General features: G+C 72.5%; 13 protein-coding genes. 8 read left to right on the top strand and 5 right to left on the bottom strand.

From position 1 onward, the window contains the following. Nucleotides 1-234: 234 nt before the first annotated feature. From B7767_RS08095 to B7767_RS08085, 3 genes are all read right to left on the bottom strand, one after another. A complete protein-coding gene (locus B7767_RS08095; protein WP_107485896.1) occupies nucleotides 235-1,215 on the bottom strand; it encodes a DMT family transporter in 981 nt (326 codons plus the stop codon). 67 nt (nucleotides 1,216-1,282) lie between these two features. Further along, on the bottom strand, nucleotides 1,283-1,816 hold the full coding sequence (locus tag B7767_RS08090; protein WP_085571566.1) for a Clp protease N-terminal domain-containing protein: 534 nt from the start codon (nucleotides 1,814-1,816) through the stop codon (nucleotides 1,283-1,285). A gap of 179 nt (nucleotides 1,817-1,995) precedes the next feature. Beyond that, complete coding sequence (locus tag B7767_RS08085) at nucleotides 1,996-2,628, bottom strand: PadR family transcriptional regulator (protein ID WP_085571565.1); 633 nt, start codon at nucleotides 2,626-2,628, stop codon at nucleotides 1,996-1,998. 162 nt (nucleotides 2,629-2,790) lie between these two features. Between B7767_RS08085 and B7767_RS08080 the strand changes: the two genes are divergently transcribed. Then, nucleotides 2,791-3,600 (top strand): PhzF family phenazine biosynthesis protein, encoded by an 810-nt coding sequence (locus tag B7767_RS08080; RefSeq protein WP_085571564.1) that lies wholly within the window; start codon nucleotides 2,791-2,793, stop codon nucleotides 3,598-3,600. A 54-nt stretch (nucleotides 3,601-3,654) separates the two neighbouring features. Here the strand turns inward: B7767_RS08080 and B7767_RS08075 are convergent, their stop codons facing one another. Next, a complete protein-coding gene (locus B7767_RS08075) occupies nucleotides 3,655-4,455 on the bottom strand; it encodes a CPBP family intramembrane glutamic endopeptidase (protein WP_085571563.1) in 801 nt (266 codons plus the stop codon). Between the two features lie 79 nt (nucleotides 4,456-4,534). Then, nucleotides 4,535-6,052 (bottom strand): glutamate-cysteine ligase family protein, encoded by a 1,518-nt coding sequence (locus B7767_RS08070; protein WP_085571562.1) that lies wholly within the window; start codon nucleotides 6,050-6,052, stop codon nucleotides 4,535-4,537. Between the two features lie 562 nt (nucleotides 6,053-6,614). Here B7767_RS08070 and B7767_RS08065 point away from each other — a divergent pair. The 7 genes from B7767_RS08065 to B7767_RS08035 all read left to right on the top strand — a co-directional run. Then, nucleotides 6,615-7,199 carry a hypothetical protein gene (locus B7767_RS08065; protein WP_085571561.1) on the top strand — a complete coding sequence of 195 codons (585 nt, stop codon included), beginning with the start codon at nucleotides 6,615-6,617 and terminating at the stop codon, nucleotides 7,197-7,199. Between the two features lie 314 nt (nucleotides 7,200-7,513). Next, nucleotides 7,514-7,714: a DUF5999 family protein gene (locus tag B7767_RS08060; RefSeq protein ID WP_085571560.1), complete on the top strand. Its 201-nt coding sequence runs from the start codon at nucleotides 7,514-7,516 to the stop codon at nucleotides 7,712-7,714. A 234-nt stretch (nucleotides 7,715-7,948) separates the two neighbouring features. After that, complete coding sequence (locus B7767_RS08055) at nucleotides 7,949-8,980, top strand: LacI family DNA-binding transcriptional regulator (protein ID WP_085571559.1); 1,032 nt, start codon at nucleotides 7,949-7,951, stop codon at nucleotides 8,978-8,980. Between the two features lie 31 nt (nucleotides 8,981-9,011). After that, entirely contained in the window at nucleotides 9,012-9,407 is a 396-nt protein-coding gene (locus B7767_RS08050; RefSeq protein ID WP_085571568.1) for a molybdopterin-binding protein, read from the top strand. Nucleotides 9,408-9,572: 165 nt separating this feature from the next. After that, nucleotides 9,573-10,376 (top strand): molybdate ABC transporter substrate-binding protein, encoded by an 804-nt coding sequence (modA, locus tag B7767_RS08045; protein WP_085571558.1) that lies wholly within the window; start codon nucleotides 9,573-9,575, stop codon nucleotides 10,374-10,376. Then, nucleotides 10,373-11,200 (top strand): molybdate ABC transporter permease subunit, encoded by an 828-nt coding sequence (gene modB / locus B7767_RS08040; protein WP_085571557.1) that lies wholly within the window; start codon nucleotides 10,373-10,375, stop codon nucleotides 11,198-11,200. The genes modA and modB overlap by 4 nt, the downstream gene beginning before the upstream one ends. Before the next feature lie 4 nt (nucleotides 11,201-11,204). Then, nucleotides 11,205-11,494, top strand: a 290-nt coding sequence (locus B7767_RS08035; RefSeq protein WP_143652278.1) for an ATP-binding cassette domain-containing protein, incomplete at its 3' end; no start/stop codon positions are given.

Here is an 11,494-nt window from a genome sequence, read left to right as displayed (position 1 = left end):
GTTCGACACGTGTTCTCTCCGCGGATGCACGCACCACGCGCGTCGGCGTGGGCGCGGAAGTTCGGGAAGGGATCCCGGATCAGCCCTGCTCGGGGCCGGGTCGGCGGGATCGGCGGACTTCGTGCGCGGGCAGCACCGTCACGCCCGGCGACCAGCCGGGCGGATGTACCGGAGGGCCCGCGTCAGGCGGCCGGAGGCGGAAGAACACGTGCGCGCGCATGCATGATCAGCACCCTAGGCGGTCGTTCCCGGCGTGGACAACTCCCTTTCGGGACCGCCGCTCGCCACGGGTTCCCCGGAGCCCTTCGCGGGGGCCGAGGACTGGGCGATGAAAGCACCCGCCAGGACCACCGCGCCGCCCGCGATCTGCGGTGCCGACAGATGCTCGCCGAGCAGGACCCAGGCGAGGACGGTGGCGATGACCGCCTCCAGACAGGCCACGACACCGGCGACCTGCGGGGAGAGCCGGCGCACCGACACCACCCCGGTGACGTACGCGACCACCGTGGCGACGAGGACGATCCAGGCCAGCAGGACGAAGGCGGCGACCGGAGTGCCGTCCATCTCCGCGCTGCCGGTGAGCACGGACCACTCCATGGACCAGGGGCGGGCGACGACGGTCAGGACGGCGGCACCGATCAGCAGCCCGTAGGCGATCACACCGAGCGGGTCGGGTGCCTCGTCGCCGTCGCCGCCCTGGTCGGACAGGACGAAGTAGCCGACCTGGCAGCAGGCCGCGCCGAGCGCGAGCAGCAGACCGAGCGCGTCGAAGCCGAGGCCCGACCACACCTCCACGACACAGGCGAGCCCGCCCACCGCCAGGACCACGCCGACCGCGGCGGCACGGGTCACCGGCCGCCGCTGCACGAACCGCACCCAGCCGAGCACGAGCGCGGGCGCCAGGTACTCGACCAGCAGGGCGACCCCGACGGGGATGCGGGAGATCGCGGCGAAGTAGCAGGCCTGGACGCCGGCCACGGCGAACAGGCCGAACCCGGCGAGCAGTCCGGGCCTGCTGCGCAGGAGTCCCCGGTGGCGCACCGCCAGCGGCAGCATGACGAGCGCCGCGCCCGCCACCCGCAGCCACACGACGTGGAGCGGGTCGAGACCCGCCTCGATCAGCGGCTTGGCCGCCACACCGGAACCCCCGAAGGCCAGCGCGGACAGCAGCGCGAGGCCGAGTCCGACGCCCTTCCGGTGGTCGCTCGGGGTCATGACAGAGGTAGGCACCGGCACATGATGACAGGCTCCGACAGGAGCGTCACCCCTCATGGCACCTGTCTCACCGACCGGACGGTGCCTCAAGCAGGGCGAACAGTTCACGGGGGTCGATCCCGGCGCGTTCGAGCACCTCGACGGCGCGCGCCCGGGGGTCCACGACGATCGCCGCGAGCAGGTCCGTACCGCACGCCGGGCCGCGGCCGTGACGGGCGGCGCGCTCGTGGGCGTACTCCATGCAGCCCGCGGCGAGCGGTGAGAGGCCGGCGCCCTCGGTCACCACGGGGACGCTTCCGGAGTCCTCGACGGAGCCCTGCCAGCGCAGCCCGTAGCCGATGCTGCGCTGGACCAGGTAGCCGAGCAGCCGGGCGATCCGCGGGCCCTCACCGAAGACGGCCCTCACGTCGGCGTCGGACTCCAGGAGCGAGTGCAGCAGATGGGCGGTGTCGATCTGCCGGTCCCCGTCCCGGACCGCTCTGCGCCGGGCACCGGACACCACCGCTGCCAGCTCGGCGCCGAGCCTGGCATCGTTCTCCGCGCGGTGGATGCCCTGCTCCTGGAGCTCCTGGGCCTGCTGCCGGGGGATACGGGGGTGCACGTCCCCCACCTCATCAGCCACGCGGGCCCGGGGCATCCCCGGCAGGAAGCATCTTGGCGTCCGACGGAAAGCGGACGCCCCGGTCCGGGATCTCCTCCTTGCGAAGGACATCAGGGCGTTTCCGCCCGAGGGGCGCGCGCCGGTTTGCGTCACGCCCCTCGATGGCCCTCACCGCCCCGTCAGTCCTCGTCGGCGAGGATCAGGTACAGCTTCTTGCGGGTCTCGTTGATGACGGCGAGAGCCTTCTCCCGCTGCTCCTTGCTGCCCGTCTTCCAGACCTGCCCGAAGGCCTCCATCAGGCCGAAGCCGGCCTGCCGGATCTCGCTCAGCGCCTCCCAGTCGACCCCGCGCGAGGCCTCCTCCCAGGGAGCCTCGGGACCTTCCTCGGCCGCCGGGCGGCCGGCGTCGGTCAGCGAGAACAGCTTCTTGCCGCCCTCGGACTCGCTGGCGATCAGCCCCTCGTCCTCCAGCAGCTGGAGGGTGGGGTACACCGAGCCGGGGCTGGGCTTCCACGCCCCGCCGCTGCGCTCGGCGATCTCCTGGATCATCTCGTAGCCGTGCATCGGACGGTCCTTCAGCAGGGCCAGGATCGAGGCCCGTACGTCACCGCGCCGCGCCCTTCCCCTCGGTCCGCCGCGCCCTCGCCCGCCCCAGGGGCCGCCGTGCCCGAAACCCGGGCCGAAGGGACCACCGGGACCACCCGGGCCCCCCGGGCCGAAGGGCCCGAAGGCCGCCCGCAGCCGGTCGAAGTCGCCACGGCCGCCGCGCGGGCCGCCGTGACCGTGTCCGTGCTCGTGACCATGGGTGCGCATCGCAACCACTCCATTCTGTCGTCGATCTGTCGCGATGCTTCAACGATATATCGGAATTGTTCGTCCGACAACCCCGCCGACCGGGCGGCGGCCGCGGCGACCGGGCCGGCACCCTCGAATTGGCCTTGGCCCGCGGCTTCGCGGAGCCCCTACCGTCAGGCCATGCGGATTCGAATCGTCGACGCCTTCACCGACCGGCCCTTCGCCGGCAACCCCGCCGGGGTGCTGCTCCTGGACGCCTTCCCGGACGACCCCTGGCTGCAGAACGTCGCCCTGGAGGTCAACCACGCGGAGACGGCCTTCGCCCACCCGCTCCCCGCGGGCGGCGAGGCCGACTGGGCGCTGCGCTGGTTCACCCCCGCCACCGAGGTCGCGATGTGCGGCCACGCGACGCTGGCCACCGCGCACGTCCTGCACACCACCGGCGCGCACCGGGGCCCGGTGCGGTTCGCCACCCGCAGCGGCGTCCTCATCGCCACGCCCGGCGAGGACGGCGCCGTCACCCTGGACTTCCCCACCGCCCCGCTCACCGCGGTCGACGTTCCCGAGGGTGTCGCCGAGGCCCTGGGCGCCCGGCCGCTCACGGCGTTCGACACCGGCCCGAACATCGGGGACCTGCTCGTCGAGGTCGCCGACGAGCGGACCGTCCACGCCCTGCGGCCCGACCTCAAGGCCCTGGCCGCCCACTCCGAGCGCGGCGTCATCGCCACCGCCCGCGCCGAGAACCCCGCCCTCGGCTACGACTTCGTCTCCCGCTGCTTCTTCCCGAACGTCGGCATCGACGAGGACCCGGTCACCGGCAGCGCGCACACCGCCCTGGCTCCGTACTGGTCCGAGCGCCTCGGCCGCCCCGTCCTCACCGGCCTCCAGGCCTCACCGCGCTCCGGCCGCGTCCGCACCGAGGTACGCGGCGGGCGCACCCTGCTGGGCGGGCGGGCCGTGACGGTCATCGAGGGCGACCTGCTGGTCTGAACCCGGTACGGCGAAGGGGCGTACGGCCGCGCCGTACGCCCCTTCGCCGCCGCCTCACGCCGTCGGCAGCCAGTCCACCTTGCCGGCCAACAGGGCGTATCCCACGAACGCCCCGATGTCGAGCAGCGTGTGCGCGACCACCAGCGGCCCGACGCGCCCCCAGCGCCGGTAGAGGTACACGAACACCACGCCCATCACCATGTTCCCGATGAAGCCGCCGATGCCCTGGTAGAGGTGGTACGAGCCGCGCAGCACCGAACTGGCCGCCAGCGAGGCGCCCGGGGACCAGCCCAGCTGGTCCAGCCGGCGCAGCAGGTAGCCGACGACGATGACCTCTTCGAGGATCGAGTTCTGCATCGCGGACAGGATCAGCACGGGGTACTTCCACCACACCTCGGGCAGCGCCTCCGGCACCACGGTGAGGTTGAAGCCGAGGCCGCGCGCGGCCAGGTAGAAGGCGATGCCGCTGCTGCCGATGACCGCCGCGACCGCCGCTCCGCGGCCGAGGTCGGACCAGGGCCGGGTGCGGTCGAAGCCGAGGGTGCGCAGCCCCGCGCCCTCGCGCAGCAGGAAGTGCGCCACCAGCGCGACCGGTACGAGCGCCGTGGTGATCCCGAAGAGCTGCCAGGCGAGGTCCAGCCAGGGGCGGCCCGGCGCGGCCGACGCGTTGAGGGTGGCCGCCTGGTCCTTCAGGCCGCCCGGTTCGGTGACCGAGCCGACGAAGCTGATCAGGGCCGACACTCCGCTCGCGCCGAGCGACAGCGCGAGCACGAGAAGCGTCTCGTCGCGGAGCGTCGTCCGCGAGGGCCTCCGCTCAGGGTACGAATCGGCCGCCGGGCCCGCCTCCGCCTGCACACCTGCCTCCACATCACCGATCGGTCCGATCAGTATGAGGGCAGCAGCTGTGCGCCCGGCCGGGGGGCCGGTGACGGCGTCAGCCCGCGGGCACCCGTTCCGGCAGCCCCACCGGCCAGCTGTGCACCGGATCGCCCTGCTCCATCAGCTCGCGGTAGCGGCGGGTGGTGGCGGCCAGGGCGGCCTCCCGGCCGAGGCCCAGGTCGAGGGCCCGGTGGAAGGTCGCGGCCTGCCAGGTCGCGCCGTTCACCCTTCGCCGGCACCGCTCCTCGATCACCCCGAGGTACAGATCCCGGTCGGCGGGCTCGATCCCCCACGCGTCCAGCCCGGCCTCCGCGAGCGGCAGCAGTTCGTCCCGTACGAGGGTGACCGCGTCCACCTCGCCCAGCCCGCCGAGGCGGCCGCGCCGGGGCCAGGTGAGGCGGGCGTCGATGCCGTGCTTGCAGGCGGCGTCGAAGTTGGCGGCCGCCGCCTCGAACGGCAGCCGGGTCCACACCGGCCGGCTGTCCTCGGCCAGGGCGCGGACCACGCCGTAGTAGAAGGCCGCGTTGGCGATGACGTCGGTGACCGTGGGGCCGGCGGGCAGCACGCGGTTCTCCACGCGCAGGTGGGGCACGCCGTCGGCGATGCCGTAGACGGGGCGGTTCCAGCGGTAGACGGTGCCGTTGTGCAGGACGAGTTCGGCGAGGCTGGGGACGCCGCCCCGGTCCAGCACCTCGAGCGGGTCCTCGTCGTCGCAGAGGGGCAGCAGGGCCGGGTAGTAGCGCAGGTTCTCCTCGAACAGGTCGAACGCCGAGGTCACCCAGCGCTCCCCGAACCAGGTGCGCGGCCGCACACCCTGGGCCTGGAGCTCGGGCGGGCGGGTGTCGGTGGACTGCTGGAACAGCGGGGGCCGGGACTCGCGCCACAGTTCGCGGCCGAAGAGGAAGGGCGAGTTGGCGCCGACGGCGATCTGGGCGGCGGCGACGGCCTGGGCAGCGTTCCACACGCCGGCGAAGCGCTCCGGGGTGACCTGGAGGTGCAGTTGCACCGAGGTGCAGGCGGCCTCGGGGGCGATGGACTTGGAGGTGCAGCTGAGGCGTTCGACGCCGTCGATGTCGAGGGTGAACTCCTCGCCGCGCGCGGCCACGATCTGTTCGTTGAGCAATGCGTAGCGGTCGACGTCGGAAAGGTTCGAGGAGACCAGGTCGTCCCGGTCCAGTGTCGGCAGGATGCCGATCATCACGATCCCCGCGTCCACCTCACCGGCCTTCCGGTCGGCGTACGTGAGCGAAGTGCGCAGTTCCTCGTCGAGCCGGTCGAATACCCGCCCGCCCAATCGGTGGGGGGCGATGTTCACTTCCAGATTGAACATGGCGAGTTCCGTCTGGAAGTCCCTGCTGGCGATCCGTTCGAGGACTTGCGCATTCAACATTCTCGGCATGCCGTCGGCGCCCGCGAGATTCAATTCGATCTCCAGCCCCATGAGGTTCTTGGGGCGGTCGAAACGCTTCTCCGCCAGCAGTCGCTCCAAGCCCGTCAGACAGCTGCGGAGCTTCTCGCGGTAGCGCTGGCGATCGGACAGGTCGAACTGACCTGCCACGACCTTCTCCCCCATCGAAGGGTCCTTCCTCGCACGGGCGGGCCGAAGAGCGGCCGCCGGGGTCCCGGTCCACAGGGGAGGATGCCCCGTCGATGCGATCGATAACGCCCCGGACGGAACCGTCGACCGCTAGTCTGGTCGAGGTGACCAGTGGCACATTCACGAGGCATGGCGCAGAAGACGACTTGCGGGTCGGTTGCGAACTCGTGAAAAACGCCGACGAGAATTGGCCGACCGCTTCGCGGCCATTTTCCGAGGTCATCGGCGTGCACCCGGCCTGGAATCGGGATGATTTTCACATTTCACCGGCCAGAAGTACCCTTGTTCCGCCGGTTGAAAACAGCTAGGCGAAACACAGTCTGAACACATGTCGTATAAACTTCGCGCACAAGGCAGAAGGTTGGCGCCCACGGCTCGAGCGATCCAGCCGGGAGGTGGCGTGCGGCACTCCTCACCCCCGCCTCCCGGGCTCAGCCCCCGGCCCCTGCCTCTCTGACCTTCGCGAGCTGACAGCGCCGTCCGCCCCGCCACGCCCCGCCCTCGCGCCACTGTGCCTTCGAATGAGAGGCGACCCACCATGCCGCTGCACGTTCCCCCGGCTCCCGCGCCCGCACTGCGTTCCGTCCTGACCGCGCTCTCCTCGCCGACCGCGGTCCGCGAAGCCCGAACTCCCTCCCTGCTCGTCACCCAGGGACCCGCCTCACCCGAGCTGCCCCTTCCCGTGCACGTCCTGGACCGGACCACCCCCGACGACGGGACCTCGACCCGGCTGGCCGGCTGGCGTTTCCTGATCCGCACCGGTGACCGCGCGGTGGCCGCCGCGGACACCGTGCTCACCGCCGACGGCTGGACGTTCTCCCGCTTCTTCGAGGGCCCCTACATCACCTCCACCGAACTCGCGCTGCGCCAGGCCGAGGCCATGACACAGCCGTACCAGCCCCGGCTGCTGTCGGTGCCGAGCCTCTACATGCTGGCGCTCTGGCTGCACGGCGATCCCACCGCGGACGGCGCCACCGGGCACCCGGCCGCCACCGATCTGCTCGTCCCGCTCGCCCCGGCGCCGCCCGGCATCGCGGCCCACCGCCCGCACCGGTTCACCGACCTGCTCCCGGTCCTGACGCACCGGGTGGCACCGACCCGCCTGCTCGGCTCGCCCGCCTGAGAGCTCACCGTGTGCCCCGCCGCCCGGACCCCCGACGCGGCGGGGCACACGCGTCTTCCGGAAGGACTAGCCCCATCCGACCACGGCGAACCACCCGAAGTGACAGTGCAGTTGGGATGAACCGTCCGCACGGGTGACGCGTCCTCAAGCTGTGAGGAGCGGTGCCGCGAAATGCCTGCGGATCCCCGCCCATGGGGCAACACTGGTTTCCGACCGACTTATCACAACGGGGGGCGGCCATGAACGAAGCTTCACGCCGCGGAACTGAAACGACAGCCGACTCACAGGTCACCACAGAGCGAGAGATCCCACCCATGTGCCAGCACCAGCCACCGTGCCCCTCAGCAGACTCCGCCGACCGGGAATCCGCCCGTCTCGTGGCGCACCACCCGGAGCAGGGCTGGAGCCTGCTGTGCAACGGTGTCGTGTTCTTCGAGGACACCGGTGAACTCCTGCCCGACGGCAGGATCATCGCCCCGCGGCGCCCCCGGGGCGCCAGCCTGACCACCGCCTGAGCACGACCGGGCGGAACGGGGCCCGCCCGGGGCGACGAGGGGCCGGACGCAGGACCTCCTGCGCGCCGGCCCCGACGCGTGTCCGGGGTCGATCACCCACCGTGATCCGGCACGTGGGAGGGGTGACCGGCCGGCCCCTCCGGCAAGAGTCAGCCCCGCGACGCCTTCCCACGGACACCCGCTTTCCGGAAGACTCCTGGAAGTTTCGCGGGTTTCGTCACGGAGGTGGGACAAGTGGCAGCACATGGGGCCGAGGCCGGGGGCAGAGTCACGATCACGGAGATCGCCCGGCAGGCCGGCGTCTCCGTGCCGACCGTCTCCCGCGTGGTCAACGGCCGTTCCGACGTCTCCCCGGGGACCCGCGCCCGGGTCGAGGACCTGCTGCGCCGTCACGGCTACCGCAAGCGCCCCAACGCCTCCGCCTCGCGTCCGGTCCTGCTCGACCTGGTCTTCAACGACCTCGGCAGCCCTTGGGCGGTGGAGATCATCCGCGGTGTCGAGGAGGCCGCCCACGCGGCCGGGGCGGGCACGGTGGTGTCGGCGATCCACGGGCGTTCCGGCGACGCCCGGGAGTGGACGCGCAATCTGCGGGCGCGCGCGTCCGACGGCGTCATCCTCGTGACCTCCGCGATGAACACACTGCACGAGGAGCTGCAGAGCCTGGGCGTCCCGCTGGTGGTCGTGGACCCGGCCGGCTCCCCCGCCGCGGACGTACCGACCATCGGCGCCGCCAACTGGTCGGGCGGCATGGCCGCGACCGAACACCTGCTGGCCCTGGGACACCGCAGGATCGGGATGATCGCCGGGCCGTCGCGCCTGCTCTGCGCACGCGCGCGGCTCGACGGCTACCGGGCGGCGCTCGAGGGCTCCGGCATCGCGCTCGACGCATCGCTGATCGTCCCCGGTGACTTCCGCCCGGAGGCCGGCTTCGCGGGCTGCAACGCCCTGCTGGACCTGCCGGAACCGCCGACCGCGGTGTTCGCGGCCAGCGACCAGATGGCGCTGGGGGCGGTCGAGGCGCTGCGCGGCCGGGGGCTCAGGGCCCCGGAGGACATGAGCGTGGTCGGCTTCGACGACCTTCCGGAGGTCCGCTGGTCGGCGCCGCCGCTGACCACCGTCCGCCAGCCCCTGGCCGACATGGGCAAACTCGCCGTCCGTACGGTGCTCCGTCTCACCCGTGGCGAACAGCCGGACTCCCCCCGTGTGGAACTGGGCACGGACCTCGTCGTCCGGGCGAGCACGGCCGCTCCCGCCGAGCGGGGCTGAGGCACTTCCGGCACCACCTATCGTGACCGGCATGCAGTCCTACACGATCGGCCAGGCAGCGAGGCTGCTCGGCGTGAGCCCGGACACCGCCCGCCGCTGGGCGGACGCGGGACGTATCACCACCCACCGCGACGACGGCGGACGCCGGCTCGTCGACGGGCGGGACCTGGCGGCGTTCTCCGTCGAACTCGCCAGGGCCGGCGCCGTCGAGGAGGGCACTCCGTACACCTCCGCCCGCAACGCCTTCCCCGGCATCGTCACCGCGATCAAGCTCGGCGACGTCGCCGCCCAGGTCGAGATCCAGGCCGGTCCGCACCGCCTCGTCTCGCTGCTCACCCGGGAGGCCGTCGAGGAACTGGGGCTGGAGGTCGGCGTGGAGGCCACGGCCCGCGTGAAGTCGACGAACGTCCATATCGACCGCACCTGACGGCGACAGCCCACCCACGTGGACGCACATGCGTACCCTCTGGACACTTTTCCTCGCTCATGCCATGAGACAGGGAATGAACACCTTGCAGATGCGCCAGTATGATCGGCGTATCGGGAGGGCGTTGCGGGCTCTTCCGCCGGCCCACAGAGGGAGTGCTCCGACATGCCCCGTTCGCCTTGGACCCGTCGGATCGCCGGTGCCGGGACAGCCGCCGCCGTACTGGTGCTGAGCGCCTGTTCCGCGTCCGGCTCGCACTCGTCGGCGTCCGCGGAGTCCGGCGGGCAGGGCGTCACCGGCACGGTCACCGTCTTCGCGGCCGCCTCGCTGAAGGAAAGCTTCACGACGCTGGGCGAGCGGTTCGAGAAGGAGCACCCGGGGACCGAGGTCACCTTCAACTTCGGCGGCAGCGACAGCCTGGCCGCCGGCATCGGCAGCGGTGCCCCGGCCGACGTCTTCGCGGCGGCCGGCACGGAGACGATGAAGCTCGTCACGGACGAGGGGCTCACGGCGGGCAGCCCGAGCACGTTCGTCCGCAACCGGCTGGAGATCGCCACCGCGCCGGGCAACCCGCACGCGATCGGCTCCCTCGATGACCTGACCGCCTCCGGCCTCAAGGTCGTGCTGTGCGACGAGACGGTGCCCTGCGGAGCCGCCGCGCGGACCGCCCTCAGCGCCGGCGGCGTCGAGCTGGAGCCGGTCTCGTACGAGCGGGACGTCAGGAGCGCCCTGACGAAGGTCCGGCTGAAGGAGGCCGACGCCGCCCTCGTGTACCGCACGGATGTGAGGGCGGCCGGTGACAAGGTGGAGGGCGTGGAATTCCCGGAGTCCGCCGAGGCCGTCAACGACTATCCGATCGCCCGGCTCGAGAACGCGCCCAATCCGTCGGCGGCGAAGGCGTTCGTGGCGCTGGTGAAGTCCGCGGAGGGCCGGAAGGTCCTGGCTGAGGCGGGGTTCCTGAAGCCATGACCACCGGTCGGGAAGCCCCCCGGAAGGCACGCCCCCGCGCCCCCGGCCGCGGTGTCCCCCTCGCCCTCCTCGCGCCCGCCCTCCTGGGCCTGGCGTTCCTTCTGGTGCCCCTCCTCGCCCTCCTCCTCCGCGCCCCCTGGCGGGACCTCCCCGAGCAGCTGACCAGCCCCGAGGTGTGGGAGGCGCTGCGCCTGTCGCTGCTGTGCGCCACGACGGCGACCGCGCTGAGCCTGGTCGTCGGCGTCCCACTGGCCTGGCTGCTGGCCCGTACGGACTTCCCCGGCCGGGGTCTGGTCCGCGCCCTGGTGACGCTCCCGCTGGTGCTGCCCCCGGTGGTGGGCGGTGTCGCCCTGCTGCTCGCGCTGGGCCGCAACGGCGTCGTCGGCCAGTGGCTGGACGCGTGGTTCGGCGTCACCCTGCCCTTCACCACCACGGGCGTCGTCCTCGCCGAGACGTTCGTGGCGATGCCGTTCCTCGTCATCAGCGTCGAGGGCACGCTGCGGGCCGCCGACCCGCGCTACGAGGAGGCGGCCACCACCCTGGGCGCCTCCCGCTTCACCGCGTTCCGCCGGGTCACGCTGCCGCTGATCGCTCCCGGCATCGCGGCCGGTGCCGTACTGGCCTGGGCGCGGGCCCTCGGGGAGTTCGGCGCGACGATCACCTTCGCCGGCAACTTCCCCGGCCGCACCCAGACCATGCCGCTCGCGGTCTACCTCGCCCTGCAGAACGACCCGGCCGCCGCCATCGCCCTCAGCCTGGTCCTGCTGGCGGTGTCCATCGCCGTACTGGCCGGGCTGCGCGACCGCTGGACGAGGACCCTCTGACCCCATGCCGAAGCATCCCGGGACCGTGCCCGACGCCGCCGAGGGCCTGGACGCGCACCTGGTCGTCGACCGCGGCTCCTTCCGCCTGGACGTCGCGCTGACCGCCGCGCCCGGTGACGTCGTCGCCCTGCTGGGCCCGAACGGGGCCGGCAAGACCACCGCCCTGCGCGCCCTCGCGGGCCTCGCCCCGCTGGCCGCCGGGCACCTGCGGCTGGACGGCGTGGACCTGCGCCGTACGCCGCCGGAGTCGCGCCCGGTGGGTGTCGTCTTCCAGGACTACCTGCTCTTCCCGCA

It is taken from the genome of Streptomyces sp. 13-12-16 (genome assembly GCF_002114215.1).
Taxonomy (GTDB): Bacteria; Actinomycetota; Actinomycetes; order Streptomycetales; family Streptomycetaceae; genus Streptomyces.
The sequence above is the reverse complement of the archived record's forward strand: the minus strand, read 5'-3'. Positions and strand labels throughout refer to the sequence as shown.